This is a genomic window from Kitasatospora sp. NPDC001603 (genome assembly GCF_040298365.1).
Taxonomy (GTDB): domain Bacteria; phylum Actinomycetota; class Actinomycetes; order Streptomycetales; family Streptomycetaceae; genus Kitasatospora.
The window spans coordinates 1-16093 of record NZ_JBEPAA010000049.1 but is presented as its reverse complement, the minus strand read 5'-3'; the positions used below and the strand labels follow the sequence as shown (position 1 = coordinate 16093).

At 74.7% G+C, this 16093-nt stretch carries 15 protein-coding genes and 1 pseudogene; 9 read left to right on the top strand and 7 right to left on the bottom strand.

The window, feature by feature from the left end; genetic code table 11:
- Nucleotides 1-120 precede the first annotated feature (120 nt).
- Both ABT263_RS26605 and ABT263_RS26600 read left to right on the top strand, forming a co-directional pair.
- Nucleotides 121-1110 (top strand): ABC transporter ATP-binding protein, encoded by a 990-nt coding sequence (locus tag ABT263_RS26605; RefSeq protein ID WP_502885869.1) that lies wholly within the window; start codon nt 121-123, stop codon nt 1108-1110.
- A gap of 96 nt (nt 1111-1206) precedes the next feature.
- Nucleotides 1207-1782, top strand: a complete 576-nt coding sequence (locus ABT263_RS26600; protein ID WP_352294030.1) for a helix-turn-helix domain-containing protein — start codon at nt 1207-1209, stop codon at nt 1780-1782.
- A gap of 7 nt (nt 1783-1789) precedes the next feature.
- Here ABT263_RS26600 and ABT263_RS26595 read toward each other — a convergent pair whose 3' ends face one another.
- The 4 genes from ABT263_RS26595 to ABT263_RS26580 form a co-directional block, all read right to left on the bottom strand.
- Nucleotides 1790-2677: a dihydrodipicolinate synthase family protein gene (locus ABT263_RS26595; RefSeq protein ID WP_352294028.1), complete on the bottom strand. Its 888-nt coding sequence runs from the start codon at nt 2675-2677 to the stop codon at nt 1790-1792.
- A gap of 1 nt (nt 2678) precedes the next feature.
- The gene (locus tag ABT263_RS26590) at nt 2679-3488 is read right to left on the bottom strand and encodes an aldolase (RefSeq protein ID WP_352294026.1); all 810 of its coding nucleotides are present in this window, start codon (nt 3486-3488) and stop codon (nt 2679-2681) included.
- Between the two features lie 250 nt (nt 3489-3738).
- Nucleotides 3739-3924, bottom strand: coding sequence for a hypothetical protein (locus tag ABT263_RS26585; RefSeq protein ID WP_352294024.1), 186 nt, complete (start codon nt 3922-3924; stop codon nt 3739-3741).
- Nucleotides 3925-4164: 240 nt separating this feature from the next.
- A complete protein-coding gene (locus tag ABT263_RS26580) occupies nt 4165-5775 on the bottom strand; it encodes an AMP-binding protein (protein WP_352294022.1) in 1611 nt (536 codons plus the stop codon).
- 192 nt (nt 5776-5967) lie between these two features.
- Here ABT263_RS26580 and ABT263_RS26575 point away from each other — a divergent pair, with 192 nt between their 5' ends.
- From ABT263_RS26575 to ABT263_RS26565, 3 genes are all read left to right on the top strand, one after another.
- A complete protein-coding gene (locus tag ABT263_RS26575) occupies nt 5968-6651 on the top strand; it encodes an AAA family ATPase (RefSeq protein ID WP_352294020.1) in 684 nt (227 codons plus the stop codon).
- 123 nt (nt 6652-6774) lie between these two features.
- Nucleotides 6775-7527: a thioesterase II family protein gene (locus ABT263_RS26570; protein ID WP_352294018.1), complete on the top strand. Its 753-nt coding sequence runs from the start codon at nt 6775-6777 to the stop codon at nt 7525-7527.
- 307 nt (nt 7528-7834) lie between these two features.
- The gene (locus ABT263_RS26565; protein ID WP_352294100.1) at nt 7835-9571 is read left to right on the top strand and encodes a S8 family peptidase; all 1737 of its coding nucleotides are present in this window, start codon (nt 7835-7837) and stop codon (nt 9569-9571) included.
- 89 nt (nt 9572-9660) lie between these two features.
- Here ABT263_RS26565 and ABT263_RS26560 read toward each other — a convergent pair whose 3' ends face one another.
- Nucleotides 9661-10809, bottom strand: coding sequence for a lactonase family protein (locus ABT263_RS26560; protein WP_352294016.1), 1149 nt, complete (start codon nt 10807-10809; stop codon nt 9661-9663).
- 315 nt (nt 10810-11124) lie between these two features.
- Between ABT263_RS26560 and ABT263_RS26555 the strand changes: the two genes are divergently transcribed.
- From ABT263_RS26555 to ABT263_RS26545, 3 genes are all read left to right on the top strand, one after another.
- Nucleotides 11125-11709, top strand: a complete 585-nt coding sequence (locus tag ABT263_RS26555) for a TetR/AcrR family transcriptional regulator (RefSeq protein WP_352294014.1) — start codon at nt 11125-11127, stop codon at nt 11707-11709.
- 86 nt (nt 11710-11795) lie between these two features.
- Nucleotides 11796-12776 (top strand): zinc-binding dehydrogenase, encoded by a 981-nt coding sequence (locus tag ABT263_RS26550; protein WP_352294012.1) that lies wholly within the window; start codon nt 11796-11798, stop codon nt 12774-12776.
- Between the two features lie 249 nt (nt 12777-13025).
- Nucleotides 13026-13514: a helix-turn-helix domain-containing protein gene (locus tag ABT263_RS26545; protein WP_352294010.1), complete on the top strand. Its 489-nt coding sequence runs from the start codon at nt 13026-13028 to the stop codon at nt 13512-13514.
- A gap of 103 nt (nt 13515-13617) precedes the next feature.
- Here the strand turns inward: ABT263_RS26545 and ABT263_RS26540 are convergent, their stop codons facing one another.
- A complete protein-coding gene (locus ABT263_RS26540) occupies nt 13618-14220 on the bottom strand; it encodes a ClpP family protease (RefSeq protein ID WP_352294008.1) in 603 nt (200 codons plus the stop codon).
- Between the two features lies 1 nt (nt 14221).
- Nucleotides 14222-14860 (bottom strand): ClpP family protease, encoded by a 639-nt coding sequence (locus tag ABT263_RS26535; RefSeq protein ID WP_352294006.1) that lies wholly within the window; start codon nt 14858-14860, stop codon nt 14222-14224.
- 368 nt (nt 14861-15228) lie between these two features.
- Between ABT263_RS26535 and ABT263_RS26530 the strand changes: the two are divergent.
- Nucleotides 15229-16093 (top strand): annotated as a pseudogene (locus tag ABT263_RS26530) (hypothetical protein); the annotation flags it as partial.

Here is a 16093-nt window from a genome sequence, read left to right as displayed (position 1 = left end):
GTTCGGCAGCGGGGCGTCCGGCGCTGGCGGGGCCCCCGGCCGGGCGTTCGGCAGGGGAACCAACGCGTGGCAATCGCGACCAGGAGCGCACCCAGGCGCAGCGGCGACAGGAGATCAGTGGTGAGCAGTGTGTCCGAGGGCGGGGCGGTCGTCGAGGGCCCGACGCTCGACGAGTTGCGGGAGCGGGCGCTGGCGGCCTCGGCGCCGCGGGCGGTCGCGGGGGACGCGGCGATCGTCTGCGAGCGCCTGGTGCGGATCTTCAGCGCCGAGGGCGTGGAGGTGCAGGCGCTCCAAGGGCTTGAGCTGACGATCCGTCAGGGCGACCTGGTGGCCTTGGTGGGCGCGTCGGGCAGCGGGAAGTCGACGCTGCTGACGATCCTGGCGGGGCTGGACGTGCCGACCGCGGGGACGGCCACCGTGGCGGGCTGCGACCTGCTGGAGATGTCGGCGCGGGTGCGGCTGCGGTACCGGCGCGAGGTGGTGGGGTTCATCTGGCAGCAGACCGCCCGCAACCTGCTGCCGTTCCTCACCGCGGCGGAGAACATCGCGCTGCCGATGCAGCTGCGGGGCCGCGGCGGCGGCGCGGCCCGCTCCCGCCAGCAGGCGGCCCGGGTCGCCGAGCTCCTGGAGGCGATGGACCTGGGCGACCTCGCGCACCGGCGCCCGGGTGAGCTCTCCGGCGGCCAGCAGCAGCGGGTGGCGATCGCCGTCGGCATGGCCAACAACCCGCCCGTCCTGCTCGCCGACGAGCCGACCGGTGAGCTCGACTCCGAGACCGCGGCGGGGATCTTCGAGACCTTCCGCACGGTCAACCGCGAGCTGGGTGCCACCGTCGTCATCGTCACCCACGACCCGATGGTCGCCGGTGAGGTGCGCCGTACGGTCGCGATCCGGGACGGCCGTACCAGCAGTGAGGTGCTGCGGCGGACGGTGACCGACGAGTACGGCGAGGAGTCGGTGAACGAGACCGAGTACGTGATGCTGGACCGGACCGGCCGGGTGCAGCTGCCGGTCAAGTTCCTGGAGGCGCTGGGGATGGAGCACCGGGTCGCGGTGGACCTGGGCGCCGACCACATCGCCGTCCGCCCGGACGACATCGCGGGCCACTGACGCGTCCGCCCGGCCGCACCCGCCGCCCGGCCCCGGGGCGGCGGGGCCGGGCGCGATGGGATACTGGACCGGACGTTCCGGGGCGAGAGGTACCGCATGAGCAGCCGCCTGAGAGTGCTGAGGAAGCAGAACCGGCTGAGCCTGGAGGCGCTGGCGGCCCAGGTCGGGGTGACCAAGAGCTACCTCTCCAAGGTGGAGCGGGGGCTCAGCGACCCCTCCATCTCGACCGCGCTCAAGCTGGCGCACGCGCTGAAGGTCGACGTCGGCCGCCTGTTCGCGGAGGACGTGGAGCCCGAGCTGATCACGGTGGTCCGGGCCGGCGAGCGGACGCCGATGGCCGACGGCACGGGCCCCGGCGCCCCGCACTACGAGGGCATCGCGACCGGTCTCAGCGGCAAGCGGATGGTGCCGTTCATGATGTACCCGCCGCTGGAGCTGGGCGACTCGCCCTTCAAGTCGCACGCGGGTGAGGAGTTCTTCTTCGTTCACGCCGGGACGGTCGAGCTGGAGTTCCCCGAGCGGACGGTCCGGCTCGCCCCGGGGGACAGCGTCTACTTCAACTCGGCGCTGCCGCACCGCTGCCGGAGCACCGGTCCGGAGCCGGCCGCGATCCTCGTGGTGATCCACGACGATCCGGCCGGCCCGTCGGAGCGGGTGCCCAGCCTGCCCTGACGCTTCGTCAGTCCAGTGCTGCGAGCAACTCGGCCAGGCCGCGGGTGCGTTCGTCGTCCAGCGGCAGCAGCGGTTGGCGCGGCTCGCCGACGTCCAGCCCGCGCAGGGCCAGGCCGGCCTTCACGGTGGTGGGCAGACCGCCCCGCAGGATGAACTGCAGGAGCGGCAGCTGGCGGTAGAAGGACTGCCGGGCGGCGTCCAGGTCGCCGACCCGCACCGCCCGGTGGAGTTCCAGCACCGCCTCGGGTATCAGGCAGGGCGCGGCGGTGCACCAGCCGGCGGCCCCGGCGGCGAACGCCTCCAGGGCCAGCGGGTTGCTGCCGTTGAAGAACGGCAGCTCGCCGCCGGTGAGCTGGCTGAGCCGGTGCATCCGCTGCACGTCGCCGCTGCTCTCCTTCACCATGGTGATGTTCTCGACCCGTTCGACCAGCGAGACCATCAGCTCGGGGGAGAGGTCGACGCCGCTGGTGGCCGGGTTGTTGTAGATCATCACGGGGACGGATACGGCGCCCGCGACCTCGGTGAAGTGGCGGACGATCTCGCGTTCGTCCAGCTTCCAGTACGACAGCGGCAGGACCATCACGGCGTCGGCGCCGACCTGTTCGGCGAACCGGGCCCGGCGGACGGCCTTGCGGGTGGTGAGGTCGGCGATGCCCACCACGGTGGGCACCCGCCCGGCCACCGCCGCCACCGAGGCCTCGGCGGCGGTGAACCACTCCTGGTCGTCGAGGTAGGCGCTCTCCCCGGTCGAGCCGAGCGGAGCGACGGCGTGGCAGCCGGCCTCGACCAGCCGGTCGATCAGGGTGCCCAGGCGTACGGTGTCGAGACCGCCGTCGGTGGGGGAGAACGGGGTCACCGGGTAGGCGATGATCCCTTCCAGGGTCGGACCGGCCATGTCAGCGACCGCCTTCCGGGGCGAGGGAGTCGAGTGCGTCGCCGTGGCCGGCGCGCAGGGCGCGGCGGGCGTAGTAGGCGAAGGACGCCTGGCCGCGCTTGGGGGTGGAGATCCAGTCGTGCGCCTCGCGGGCCAGCAGCTCGGGGATCTCCTGGATCCGTCCGGCGGCCGAGGCCAGCAGCTGGAGCCGGGCGGCCCGCTCGAACAGCACCGCGAGGACGCAGGACTCCTCGACGGTGCCGGTGGCCACCAGCTGTCCGTGGTGGGCGAGCAGCAGGGCGCGCTTGTCGCCGAGCGCGGCCGTGATGATCTCGCCCTCCTCGTTGCCGACCGGGATGCCGGGCCACTTCTCCAGGAACGCGCAGTCGTCGTAGAGCGGGCAGAGGTCCATGTGCGAGACGATCAGCGGCTTCTCCAGCATCGACAGCGCGGAGATGTGCAGCGGGTGGGTGTGGATGATGCACTCGACGTCCGGGCGGGCCCGGTAGACCCAGCTGTGGAAGCGGTTGGCGGGGTTGGCCATCCCCTCGCCCGCCAGGACGTTGAGGTCCTCGTCCACCAGCAGCAGATTGGACTCGGTGATCTCGTCGAAGCCCAGGCCGAGCCGCTGGGTGTAGTAGGCGCCGGGTTCCTCGGCGCGGGCGGTGATCTGGCCGGCCAGGCCGGAGTCGTGTCCGGCGTCGAACAGGATCCGGCAGGTGAGCGCGAGCTTCTGCCGGGTGGTCCAGCCGTTGTCGGGGATGGCGCTCTGCATTCTGCGGTGGGCGAGGTCCACCAGCTCCGCCTTGGTGGCGGTGAGGGTCTCTGCCATCGGCTGTGCTTCTCCTTCGTAGGGGAACGCCCGGGCGCGGCGGGGCCGTTGGGCAGGCGTGGCCGCGGTGCCGCCCGCCGGGAGCGACGGGCAAGGACACGTCGTTCACCTTAGGACACCTTGTGTCATGGCGTCGATAGCGTGCCGCGACGGGTGGGCCCGAAGCCGCTACCCGCCGCCCGCCACCTACTACCCCCGCTTCCCGGCAACAGCCCTGCTGATCAGAGGCGTTGGGGCTTCCGGGGCAGGCTCAGCCGTCATCGCCGATGCGTCGGATCAGCCCGCTGCGCTCGGCCTCGGAGCGGAGGTCCCGCTCCGGCTCGCCACGCCTGCCGCGGTCGCCCCGGGCGGCGGCGGTGCAGAGCGCGAAGACGAGTACGGCGCTGGCCGCCACGGTGAGGATGCCGAGCGCGGTGAGGACGCGGAGCCAGGTCACGGCAGATGCCTCCGGTGTGCGGTGCGACGGGAGTTGTGCCGGGGATATCGGCAGGACGCGCCGTAGGATCGAGTGTCCACGGGCGGTTCCGTGGGACATCCGCCGCAGCACCGGGAGCACGCGCGGGCACTCGAAGCGTCGGTGGCGCGCGGTGCTCCTCGGCACGCGCCCCCGGAGCCTTTGCGCGCCCCCGTCGGCCGCCCGCGCCCCCGCCGCCCGTGCCCCCGCCCCGCGATCCCGTCAGCCGTCCGTGGCCCCGCCGCCCGAGACCCCGCCGTCCGCCCCCGGGGCCTCCCGTCCCTCCTCCGGTCCCGCCTGCGCCAGCAGGGTCCGCAGGGCGTCGAAGTCCGGCTTCCCGGTCGCGCTCAGCGGAAGCTCCGGCAGCACCAGGATCGTCGACGGAGCACCGAGCGGGCCGCCGCGCTCGCGCACCCACCGGTGCAGCTGCCGCGCCGTCACCCCGGCCCCGGGCCGGGTGGTGACCGCGGCGTGCACCCGCTCCAGCCGGTCCGGACCGGTGGTCGCGAACATCACCGCCTCCCGCACCGCCGGATGCGCCAGCAGCGGCCGCTCGACATCGCGCGGGAAGACGTTGTGCGCGTCCACGATCGCCATCGGCCCCCGCCGCCCGGCCACCGTCAGGTACCCGGCCGCGTCCAGGCTGCCCAGGTCCCCGGTGTGCAGCCAGCCGCCGCGCAGCACCCGGGCCGTCAGGGCCGGATCGCGCCAGTAGCCGGACATCACCGTCGGCGTCCGCACGCAGATCTCCCCGGTCCGGCCGACCGGCAGCGGCGCGCCCGCCTCGTCCACGACCCGGACCTCGGTGTCCGGGAGCGGCCGCCCGGCGGTGGTCAGCAGCCTCGGATCCAGGTGCTCGTCCGGGGTGAGTCGGGTGACCGGTCCGCACTCCGTCAGGCTGTACGTCTGGTGCAGCACCCGGCCGATCCGGCGGGTCGCCTCCGCCAGCCGTTCCGGGGCGGCCGGGGACCCGGTGTACGTCACCCGGCGCAGGCTGCCGGTGTCGGTCCGGGCGAGTGCGGGGTGGTCGAGCACCCGGTAGAGCAGGTGCGGCGGCAGGTACACCCGAGACACCCGGTACCGCTCGACGGCCGCCAGGACCGCCTCGGCCTCGAAGCCGTCCTGGAGCACCACCGTGCCGCCCGCCGCGAGGGCCAGGTCGGCCGTGGTGCCGCCGCCGTGGCACAGGGCCGTGCAGAGCAGGAAGGTGGACGCCGCCACCAGCTCCGGCCGGGGCGGCCGGGCGAAGCGGCGCAGCACCCCCTTCGGCCGCCCGGTCGAGCCGCCGGTGAACCGGATCGCCATCACGTCGTCCGGCCGCCAGCGGGGTGCCGGCGGGACGGGCGGGAGCGGCGCGGCCAGGGCGGTGAGGTCCGCCCCGACCGGGGTGGGGCCGAGGGCCAGCGGCAGCGCGGCGGGGAGCGCCCCGGCGAGCTGGCGCGCGGCCGCGGTGAACCGCTCCGGGGCGAAGACGAAGGCGGCGGTCCGCGCCTCCTCGGCCATCGCGACCTGGTCCGCCACCGACCTGTCGGTGGGCAGCATCGCGACCCGGCAGCCGATCAGGTTCGCCGCCAGGCGCACCAGCACCGCCTCCGGCCGGTTCCCGGCCAGCACGGTGACGCCGTCGCCGCGCCCGAGACCGGCGCCGGCCAGCGCGTGGGCGAACCGGTGCACGTCGTCCAGGCACTCCTGCGCCGTCAGCGACGACTCCCCGTACCGCAGCGCGACCCGGGCCGGATCGCGGGCCAGCCCGTCGAGGACCAGCCCGGTGTGCGTGGCCGTCCCGGTGACCGCCGCCGGCCCCGCCGGCCCCGCCGTCCGCGTCCTCGTCACGCGCCGTCTCCCGACTCCCGATACCCGCGTCCGGTCTGACAGTCCATCACATCACCCCGCCGTCCGGCGGCCGGGCCGGGGGAGCGGGCCGGGGGAGCGGTCCCGGGGGCCGGGCCGGGGACCGTGCGGTCCGGAGGGCGGTCGGTGTTGTTATCGTTCCAGGCCGGGCACCGACGGGGATGAGTGAGCACCATGGACAGGCCGACCACGCCGGGCGGGCGGACCGCAGTACGGCAGGGGGCGCAGACAGCGATGGAACCGCGGGGCCTGGTCGACCTCAGGGGCGCGGCCGGTGAGTCCTTCACCGTCCGCTACCCGCCGGGCGCGGTCGTGGTGGTCTCCGGACTCCCCGGCAGCGGCAAGAGCACCCTGCTGCGCCGCTGGTCGGCCCGGAGCCGGGCGGCCGCCACCGTCGACCCCCGGGCCGTGCACGAGGCCTGCGCGGCGGTGATGCCGGCCGCCCTGCCGTACGCGGTCTACCGGCCGTGGGCCCGGATCGAGCACTTCCGCCTGCTGCGGGCCTCCGTCCGCCGGGGCGGTCCGCTGCTGGTGCACGACTGCGGCAGCCGGGCCTGGATGCGCCGCTGGCTGTCCGGCGCCGCCGCCCGCCAGGGCCGTGAACTGCACCTCGTCCTGCTGGACGTCGGCGCCGTCACCGCGCTCGCCGGTCAGCGGGAGCGCGGGCGCTGGGCCCCGCGCCGGGCCTTCGCCCGCCACCGCCGGGGCCTCGACCGGCTGCTGGCGGCGTTCACCCGGCACGCCGCGGGCGCGGCCGGCACGCCCACCCCGGAGGCCGCCTCGGTGCTGCTGCTGGACCGGGTCTCCCGGGAACGCGCCGCGGCCGTCCGCTTCGGCCCGCCCGAGCCGGCCCGGTAGCGCGGCTCCGCCGCGGCGGCGGGCCGGTCGCGGTGCCGGGTGGCCCGTGGTGCGCGGTGGGGCGGCAGGGGACACTGGGGAGGTAGCGCAGCAGCTGACCCGTCTTCAGGGAGGTCGTCCCCCATGGCCCGCAGTACCGCCACCGAGAGCCCGTGGTTCCGCCGGTTCCACTCCCACGACACGGCGCCCGCCCGGGTCGTCTGCTTCCCGCACGCGGGCGGGTCGGCGAGCTACTTCCTCGACTACGCGACCGCCCTCGCGCCGTACGCCGACGTGCTCGCCGTCCAGTACCCCGGCCGGCAGGACCGCTTCGGCGAGCCCGGGATCGACTCCGTCACCGGTCTCGCCGACCGGGTGTACGAGGCACTGCTGCCCTGGACCGACCTGCCGCTGACCTTCTTCGGGCACAGCATGGGCGCGGCCGTCTGCTTCGAGGTGGCGCGCCGCTTCGAGGCGGACGGCGGGGCCGGTCCGGCCCGGCTGTTCGTCTCCGGCAGTCGCGCGCCCTCCCGGCCCCGGGAGTCGGCGGTGTACCGGCTCCCGGACGACGAGCTGCTCGCCGAGGTGTCCGAGCTCGGCGGCACCGACGCACGGGTCCTCGCCGACCCGGAGCTGCGGGCCGTCATCCTGCCGGCGCTGCGCAGCGACTACACCGCGATCGAGACGTACCGGTGCGCGCCGGACGCCGTGGTGTCGCAGCCGGTGACCGCGCTGACCGGGGACGCGGATCCGCGGGTCTCGCTGGACGAGGCCGGCGGCTGGGCCCGCCACACCACCGGCGCCTTCGAGCTGGAGGTGTTCCCGGGCGGCCACTTCTACTTGGCCGAACAGCGGGACGCGGTGCTGGGGGTGGTGACCGCGCGGCTCCGGGGGTGAACGGCCGTGGGGGCGGGGGGAGTCGGGCTCGTGCACGAACGAGCCCGGCGCCGGCGGCGCCGGGCGACGCGGGCGCGGGCGGCGGCCCCGGGGCGACATCAAAAGTTGACACGCTTGTGACAAGCCGTCACGCGTAAAGCCTTCCCCAAGTGCTCACTGATCTGGCATGTTGCGTTCAAACTCCGTGCGAACCCCTCACGCACGGGCCGATCGGAGGACACACGTGTCACCCCTGATATCCCGGCGGCTCGGTCGCCCGGCCGCCGCCCTCGCCGTCCTCTCGGCCCTGGCGCTGGCCGTCCCCGGCATGACGGCCACCGCCGCCCCCCTCGCGGCCGCCGCCCCCACGGCCGCCGGTGCGTCCGCCGCCGCCGCCACCGCCCCGCAGGTCGCCGCAGGCTGGGCCGCCGGGACGCGCGCCTACCTGGTGATCAGCGCACCCGCCGACACCGCCGCCGCCAGGAGCGCCGTCACCGCCAACGGCGGCACGGTCTTCGCGAGCTACGACGCGATCGGCGTGATCGTCGCCCACTCCACCTCGGCCGGTTTCGCGACCGCGGTGCGCGGCGCGGCCGGTGTCCAGCAGGTCGGCGCGACCCGCACCTCCGACGTGCCGGCCGACGCGTACAACCCCGCGCTGCCCGCCAACCCGGCCCAGGCGGCCACCACCCTCACCGAGTCGAACCGCTGGGACATGACCCAGATCAAGGCCGACCAGGCGTGGGCCGTCAGCACCGGCTCCTCCACCGTCAAGGTCGGCGTCCTCGACACCGGGGTGGACGACCAGCACCAGGACCTCGCGCCGAACTTCGACGCCGCCGACTCGGCCTCCTGCGCCTACGGCAAGGCGGACACCCGCACCGGCGCCTGGCGGGACGTCGACACCCACGGCACCCACGTCGCGGGCACCATAGCGGCGGCCAAGAACGGCAAGGGCGTCGTCGGCGTCGCCCCGGGCGTGAAGATAGCCTCGGTCCGGATAGCCGAACCGACCAGCACCCTCTTCTACGCCGAGAACACCGTCTGCGGCTTCGTCTGGGCCGGTGACCACGGCTTCAAGGTGACCAACAACAGCTACTACACCGACCCGTGGCAGTTCAACTGCCCGGACAACGTCGACCAGGCGGCCATCATCGAGGGCGTCAAGCGCGCCCAGGAGTACGCCGAGGGCAAGGGCTCGCTCCAGGTCGCCGCGGCCGGCAACTCCGACTACGACCTGGCCGACAAGACGACCGACAGCGAGAGCCCGAACGACTCGACGCCGGTCACCCGGACCATCAGCAACGCCTGCCTGGACATCCCGACCGAGCTCCCCGGCGTGGTCACCGTCGCCGCCATGGGCAGCGGCAGCGCCAAGGCCTCCTACTCCAACTTCGGCAAGGGCGTCATCGACGTCGCGGCCCCCGGCGGCGACGGCGCCAACGGCGTCTACTCGACCCTGCCCGGCGGCAAGTACGGGACCAAGAGCGGCACCTCGATGGCGTCCCCGCACGTCACCGGCGTGGCCGCGCTGATCGCCAGTGCCGACCCGACGCTCACCCCGGCCGGCATCCGGGCCCGCCTCGCCACCCAGGCCAACGACGTGGCCTGCCCCGGCTCGGACGGCCGCTGCACCGGCACCACCGCGAACAACGCCTTCTTCGGCGAGGGCCAGGTCGACGCGCTGAAGGCGGTCGGCGGCACCACCACGCCACCGACCGGCAAGTACTTCGAGAACCTGACCGACGCGGCGATCACCGACAACGCCACGGTGGACAGCCCGATCGCCGTCACCGGCGTGACCGGCAACGCCCCCGCGACCCTCAAGGTCGGCGTGGACATCAAGCACACCTACCGCGGTGACCTGGTGATCTCCCTGGTCGCCCCGAACGGCACGGTCTACCTGCTGGAGGACTTCGCGAACGGCGACAGCGCCGACGACGTCGCCAAGACGTACACCGTGAACGCCTCCGCGAGCGCGGCGAACGGCACCTGGAAGCTCCGGGTCAAGGACGGCGCCTCCGGCGACACCGGCACGATCGACGCCTGGAACCTCACCTTCTGATCCCGCGTCCGGTCCCGCCCGACAGCCCTGTGCTCCGCCGCCCACCGGGCGACGGAGCACAGGCGTTCCGGGAGCCGCGGGCGCCCCCGTCAGAAGGCGACGATGCCCTCGCCGCCGACCCCCTGGGGCACGGTCTGCGAGCCCAGCGCGGTGAGCGAGCCGTCAGGGTTGACCGCGAACTCGTCCACGACGCCGTCGACCCCGGTCTGGGCGTAGAGGTAGCGCCCGTCCGAGGACACCGCCGCGTCGACGGTGCCGGGGTGGGTGGGCGTGTCGCCCAGGGCGGTCAGCTGCCGCCCGTGGTCGGCCGTCCGGAAGCCGCTGAGGGTCGAGCTGCCCGCGTTCGAGGCGAACAGCAGGTCGCGGACGGCGACGATCCAGCAGGTCGCCGACTGGCCGGTAGCCGCGAAGGCCTGCTGCGAGGCGGTGCCGTCCGGGTGGACGGCGAAGGTCGCCACGGCGTTGGTGCCCGCCTCGGCCAGGTAGAGGCCGTGCCGGCCGTCGGGGACGAAGGCGAAGGGCACGGCGCCGGGCAGGTGCGTCACCACGGGGGAGTCGGCCGGGGTGCCGGAACGGTCGAGGCCGAACACCAGCAGGTTGCTGCCGTTGGCCTTGGTGGTGACCACCAGCTGGTCGCCCTCGCCGGTGAAGCCCACCTGGCCGGGGGTGTTGGTGAACTGCGGCGCGGCGTTGGGGTCGAGCCCCAGGCAGCGGTTCCAGTCGGCCCGCTCGTGCAGGCGGCCGTCGTGGACGGTGTAGCCCTGGACCGAGCCGCCGTCCAGGGCGTTCAGCACGAACACCGCGTCGTCGTGCACGGCGACGCTCACCGGGAAGCGGCCGCCGGAGCTGACCACCTGCCGCAGCGCGAGGCGGTCGCCGTCCACGGAGAAGACCGAGACGGTGTCGCTCCCCGCGTTCACGGCGTACAGCAGGGCGTGCTCCGGGTCGTAGGTGAGGGACCCCTGCGAGGCGAGGTGGTCGGCGACCGACCCGTCCAGCACGCCGCCGAGGCCCTGGGTGTCGTAGCTGCCCGCCGGGGTCAGCCGGCCGTCGTCCGCGCGCCGGTAGGCGATGATCCGGTTGCCCGCCGGGTCGTCGGTCTGGACGAAGACGGCGTGGTGGCCGCCGCGGGTGTGCGGGTCGGCCTCGGGGGTCGAGGCGGCGACGGACGGGGCACCGACGACGGCCGTCGCGAGCGCGGTCGCGACGGCCAGGGCGAGACGCGTGGTTCTCTGCACGGTGTACTGCCTCCTTGCGGATCGGGAGCGACGTCTCGCGGGAGGCCCCGCGTCTGCGGTCGAGCCGGAACCGGGCACCGTGGCCGCGGGCCGAGACGACGTGGACGAGGGCTGCGCCGGGCGTCCTCGCGAGGCGGACCGACGACGGTTCGCCCGCTGCTGCCCCGGGCACTGCCCTGCGCTGACACGATAGGTGACGGTTTGTCGGGAACCACGGAATTACCGGGTTCGGCCCTGCCGCGCCGCGGGGCCACCGCGCGCGCGGCGGGTGGGGCGGGGCTTGTTCTTGAATGAACGCTCAGGTATGTTCTCCCCATGCCCAGGCCACGTGAGTTCGACCCCGACGCCGTCCTCGACCAGGCGATGCGGCGGTTCTGGGAGCGCGGCTACCGGGCGACCTCCATCGAGGATCTGGTGAAGGCGACCGGGGTCAAGCCCGGCAGCATCTACAGCGCGTTCCCCGGGGGCAAGCACGCGCTCTTCGTGAAGTCGCTGGAGCGCTACTCGAAGCTGGTCGTCCCGCAGAAGCTCGGGGAGCTGGAGGCGCCGGGCGCCTCGGTGGCGCAGGTGCGCGGCTACTTCGACGGGCTGGTCCGCGACCTGCTCAGCCCCGAGGGGCGGCAGGGCTGCCTCCTGGTCAACACCGCCATCGAGAAGGCCGCGGAGGACGACGAGGCGGCGGCCGTCGTGCGCGGCCACCTGGCGCGCCTGGAGCGCTGCATGACCCACGCCCTGGAGAACGCCGTCCGCCGGGGCGAGGTCAGGAGCTCGCTCGACGCGGCCGGCAGCGCCAAGCTGCTGGTGGCGACCTGCCAGGGGCTGATGGTCGTCGGCAAGGCCAACCCCGACGCGGCGGTCCTGCGGGCCGTCGTCGACAACGCCTTCGTCGCGCTCTCCTGACGGGCGCGGCGTTCCCGGGCCACCGTACGCGGTGGCCCTCTTTTCGGCCCCATAGTTGAATGACTACTCAAGAATGAGGTTCGGACATGAAGGCCATCGTCATCTCCGCCCACGGCGGCCCCGAGGTGCTCGCCGTCACCGAACTGCCCGACCCGGTACCCGCCGACGGCGAGGTCCTCGTCCGGGTCAAGGCGTTCGGTCTCAACCACGCCGAGGCGTACATGCGCAGCGGGGCCTGGGGCCCGGTGGCGGCCGTCCCCGGGATCGAGTGCGCCGGCCTCGTCGAGGCCGACCCCTCGGGCGAACTCCCCGTCGGCACCCGGGTGGTGGCGATCCTCGGCGGGATGGGGCGGACCCGCAACGGCAGCTACGCCGAACTGGTGACCGTCCCGGCCACCCATGTGGTGGCCGTGGAGTCCGGGCTCTCCTGGGCCGATCTGGCCGCCGTGCCCGAGGTGTACGCCACGGCCCACAGCGCCCTGCACGGCAACCTCGCCCTGCGGCCGGGGGAGACGCTGCTGGTCCGGGGCGCGACCTCCTCGCTCGGGCAGGCCGCCGTCAACCTCGCCGTCCGGCACGGCGCCGACGTGCTGGCCACCACGCGCAACCCGGATCACGGGCCCCTGCTCAAGGACCTCGGGGCCGTCGACGTGCTCATCGACGACGGGCACCTGGCCGCGGAGGTCGGCCGCCGGGGCCTCGTCGTCGACGCCCTGCTCGACATCGTCGGCAACAGCGTGCTGCGCGATTCGCTGGCCGCGGTCCGCCCACGGGGCCGGGTCTGCCAGGTCGGCTTCCTCGGCGGCTTCGCACCGGTGGCCGACTTCGACCCGATGGCCGACCTGCCCGGTGCGGTCGGGCTCAGCTTCTTCGGCAGCGCCTTCGTCCTGGGCACACCGGCGTTCCCGCTCGCCGACGTGCCCCTGGAGGCGATCTGCGCCGAGGTCGAGGCGGGCGTCCTGAAGGCCCGCCCGACCCGGGTCTTCAGCTTCGGCGAGATCGTCGAGGCCCATCGGGTGATGGAGGCGGGGCAGGCCCTGGGGAAGATGGTCGTCGTCGTCGACTGACGCGGCCCCGACCCGGAGCCGGGCCGGCCGCCACGGCGGACCGGACGCACCCCCGAGGAGCTGACCCGCCGACAGGTCCGGCGCCGGGGCGGCCCGCCGTGCCGGCGCGGCGCCTCAGCGGTCGACGGCCGATCGAACACGCCCCGGACAACGGGCGGGAGCCGCGGCCCGGTCGCGTTCCCCCGCGGCTTCACCCAGGGCAGAACGGCGCGCCCTTCCCACGGCGCCCGGGATCCCTAGGCTGAAGGTGTGAGCACTCCTACGCCGAACGAAGCCCGCGTCATCCCGCTGCGCCCGCCGATCTCACCCGGCCCCGGTGCGGCCGCCCGCCCCCCGCAGCGGCCGGCGGGGGTCCCCCCGACCCCCGCGCCCCGGGAACCCCTGTGGCGCGACCTCGTCGGCGACGCGCTGCGGCGCGAGCGGCTGGCCCAGGAGCGGACGTTGAAGGACGTCGCGGAGGCGGCCCGGATCTCGGTGCCGTACCTGTCGGAGCTGGAGCGCGGACGGAAGGAGGCCTCCTCCGAGGTGCTCGCGGCCGCCGCCCGCTCCCTGGGCCTCGGCCTCGCCGACCTGCTCTCGCTCGCCCAGGACGAGCTGGCCCGGGGCGAGCTGGCCCGGGGCGGGCGCGGCCGGGTGGCGCACGGCTCCGTGGCGCACGGCTCGGTGAGTCACGGCTCGCTGGGGCGGGGGCGGGTGTCGCCCCCGGCGCGCCACGACGGCCTCTGCCTCGCGGCCTGACCGCGACCGCGCGTCCCGCGGACCGGCCCGGCGGCACTCGCCGCCGGGCCGGCCGCCGTGCGCTCGCCGTCCGACCGGCCCGCGCCCACGGCCCCGGGCGGGGTCAGACGAGCGCGTTCCGCCGGCTCAGCACCTCGTCGGCGAGCCCGTAGGAGACGGCCTCCTCGGCGCTGAGCACCTTGTCCCGGTCCATGTCCGCCCGCAGCGTCGCCACGTCGTGACGCGTGTGCCGGGCGAGGACCTCCTCGACCTGGGAGCGGATGCGGACCATCTCCTTGGCCGCGAGGCTGAGGTCGGAGACGGTCCCCTGCCGGCCGCCGCTGGCAGGCTGGCCGAGCAGGACCCGTGCGTGCTGGAGCACGAACCGCCGTCCGGGGTCTCCGCCGGCCAGCAGCACCGCCGCCGTCGACGCGGCCTGCCCGACGCAGAACGTGGAGATCGGCGCCTGCACGAAGGTCATCGTGTCGTAGATCGCCATCAGTGAAGTGAACGACCCGCCCGGCGAGTTGAGGTAGAGCGAGATCTCGCGCTCCGGGTTCTCCGACTCCAGGTGCAGGAGTTGGGCGATGACGACGTTGGCGAAGCCGTCGTCGATCTCGGTGCCGAGGAAGATGATCCGCTCGTTCAGCAGCCGGCTGAAGACGTCGTAGGACCGCTCGCCCTGTGCGGTGCGCTCGATGACGTAGGGAACCGTGTACGACCCCATGTCAGAGCCCCATCCGCGGCCGCGAGGAGGCCGGGCGGACGTCGGCGAGCGACTCCAGGACCCGGTCCACCATCCCGTACTCCCGGGCCTGTTCGGCCGTGAACCAGCGGTCCCGGTCGCCGTCCCGGGTGATCGTCTCCTCGCTCTGCCCGGTGTGCTCGGCGATGATCCGTTCGATGGCCTTCTTGGTGAACTGGAGGTTCTCCGCCTGGATCTCGATGTCCGCGGCGGTGCCGCCGATGCCCGCCGAGGGCTGGTGCATCATGATCCGCGCGTTCGGCAGCGCGAACCGCTTGCCGGGCGTCCCGACGGTGAGCAGGAACTGGCCCATGCTGGCGGCGAACCCCATCGCCAGGGTGGAGACGTCGTTCGGGATGAGCCGCATGGTGTCGTAGATGGCGAGGCCCGCGGTGACCGAGCCGCCGGGGCTGTTGATGTAGAGGCAGATGTCGGTGCGCGGGTCCTCCGCCGACAGCAGCAGCAGCTGGGCGCAGACCCGGTTGGCCGACACGTCGTCGACCTCCGTGCCGAGGAGGACGATCCGCTGGGCGAGCAGTTGGGCCGCCAGGTGGTCGTCGAAGCGGGTGGGCGGCCGGGAGCCCTCGTCCGCGCGGGGCGGGGCGGTGGTGAGGGGAGTCATCGGAATCTCCTTGTCGATGCGGGATGCCGTCGACCCCACTCTTGCCCCCGGAGGATCCCCGCAGGGCGATTCTCTGCCCGCCGCAGATTCGCCGAGGGCAGAGCCGGCGGGACGGCCCGCGGCCGCCGGCCGGGTCCGCTCCCTCCCGCTCGCCTCCGGTCCACGGCGGCGTGCGGGCGGCGGTGCAGGCGTGCGGCGGACGGTGGCCGGGCCGGCCGAGGGCGGAGCGGTCCCGGGTGCCCCGCAGCGCCGGGTGGGTGAATCGGGCGGCGTGTCGGACGGTGGCCGCGTGTTCCGGGCCGGTTCCGAGGATGGTCGGACCCAAGGATGAACGGGTTGGCGGATCGTCGGGTACCGAGGGGGCACGGATGGGTGGCCACGGCGGTCGGCTCCTGCTCCTCCTCCTGCTGGCACTGCCGAACCTGGCGGCGACACCTGCCGGGGACGGTGACTGCGCCGGGCTGACGCTCGCCGTCCGGGTGAACACCGTGACCGTCACCGGACCGCCCGGCCCCGCCGTCCGGGGCGGCACGGCCGTGGTCAAGGAGTACCGGCTCACCAACGCCGGGGAGACCGGCCTGCGGGGGATCCGGGTGACCGACGCCGGCCGGCCGGTGCCCTGCCCCGAAGCCGAACCGCTGGCGGTCGGCGCCACCGTCGTCTGCACGCTCCGGCTCACCGCCGAGGCCGGTGTCCACGACACCACCGCCACCGCGCGCGGCCGGTCCGGACACCCCGACAGGGAGGTGGCGGCCACCGCCCCGTCCGGCTACACCGGCGTGGTCAGCGCGCTCGGCCTGGCGGTCGACGCCGCTCCCGGAGCGCCCGGATCCGGCACCGCCGCCCTCCGCTACACGGTGGCCGACCTGGGTGACCGGCCGCTGTACGACCTGCGGCTGCGGGACGTGCTGGTGCCGGACGGGATCGACTGCGGCGACGGCCCGGCGGCGCCGGTGGCGCTCGGGCCCGGCCGGACGGTGCGGTGTGCGGCGGTGCTCCGGCGGCCGCCCGGCACCTACCGCAGCGCGGCCGAGGTGACGGGCTCGGACGGCATCACCACGGTCGGCCCGGGCGGCGAGCCGGTGCCGCCGCCGCTGCTGGTCGCGCGCGCCGGGACGGACGTCACGCTGGCCGCCGGACCGCCGGAGTACCCGCCGGAGAACCCGTCTGAGAACCCGCCGGGCACCGCCCCCGGGCCCGCGGTCCCGCCCGGGACCACACCGGGCGGGACCG

Excerpts from the sequence above, each read along its gene's own strand:
- ABT263_RS26595 (WP_352294028.1), bottom strand. The coding sequence starts at position 2,677 with ATGGCCGGTCCGACCCTGGAAGGGATCATCGCCTACCCGGTGACCCCG.
- ABT263_RS26540 (WP_352294008.1), bottom strand. The coding sequence starts at position 14,220 with ATGGGGTCGTACACGGTTCCCTACGTCATCGAGCGCACCGCACAGGGC.
- ABT263_RS26600 (WP_352294030.1), top strand. The coding sequence starts at position 1,207 with ATGAGCAGCCGCCTGAGAGTGCTGAGGAAGCAGAACCGGCTGAGCCTG.
- ABT263_RS26565 (WP_352294100.1), top strand. The coding sequence starts at position 7,835 with ATGACGGCCACCGCCGCCCCCCTCGCGGCCGCCGCCCCCACGGCCGCC.
- ABT263_RS26590 (WP_352294026.1), bottom strand. The coding sequence starts at position 3,488 with ATGGCAGAGACCCTCACCGCCACCAAGGCGGAGCTGGTGGACCTCGCC.
- ABT263_RS26575 (WP_352294020.1), top strand. The coding sequence starts at position 5,968 with ATGGACAGGCCGACCACGCCGGGCGGGCGGACCGCAGTACGGCAGGGG.
- ABT263_RS26555 (WP_352294014.1), top strand. The coding sequence starts at position 11,125 with ATGCCCAGGCCACGTGAGTTCGACCCCGACGCCGTCCTCGACCAGGCG.
- ABT263_RS26535 (WP_352294006.1), bottom strand. The coding sequence starts at position 14,860 with ATGACTCCCCTCACCACCGCCCCGCCCCGCGCGGACGAGGGCTCCCGG.
- ABT263_RS26550 (WP_352294012.1), top strand. The coding sequence starts at position 11,796 with ATGAAGGCCATCGTCATCTCCGCCCACGGCGGCCCCGAGGTGCTCGCC.
- ABT263_RS26570 (WP_352294018.1), top strand. The coding sequence starts at position 6,775 with ATGGCCCGCAGTACCGCCACCGAGAGCCCGTGGTTCCGCCGGTTCCAC.